Here is a 295-nt window from a genome sequence, read left to right as displayed (position 1 = left end):
TGCTGCGCTTCGAGACGACGCGCGGCGACCGTCTTTTCCTGTCGCTGCTTGGCAGCGCCTTTATCCATCTCGCTTGGCTGGGTCTTGTCGGATCCAACCTGTGGTGGGCTCTCGCTCTCTCCGTGGTCTACGCCATCGGCGTGTTCCGCTACGTATAGAGGGGGAAATAGTTGGAGCTGCCGCATGCCGGCGTCTGCTCCGATCGAACTTGAAAATGAAACAGTGGAGGAAACGAAATGAGACGGCAATTTTTGACATCAACGACTGCGCTTGTCCTGTTGCTCGGGGCAGGCAA

Annotated in this window: 1 protein-coding gene; it reads left to right on the top strand. The window is 57.3% G+C overall.

Features of this window, described 5'->3' with window-relative positions; translation table 11 throughout:
- A partial coding sequence (locus tag CN311_RS31765) for a DUF2160 domain-containing protein (RefSeq protein WP_245441008.1) occupies nt 1–158 on the top strand: 158 nt, incomplete at its 5' end.
- Nucleotides 159–295 lie beyond the last annotated feature (137 nt).

The sequence above is a fragment of the Mesorhizobium sanjuanii genome, from assembly GCF_002529485.1.
Lineage (GTDB): Bacteria > Pseudomonadota > Alphaproteobacteria > Rhizobiales > Rhizobiaceae > Mesorhizobium > Mesorhizobium sanjuanii.
This window is presented reverse-complemented; position numbering and strand designations above follow the sequence as displayed.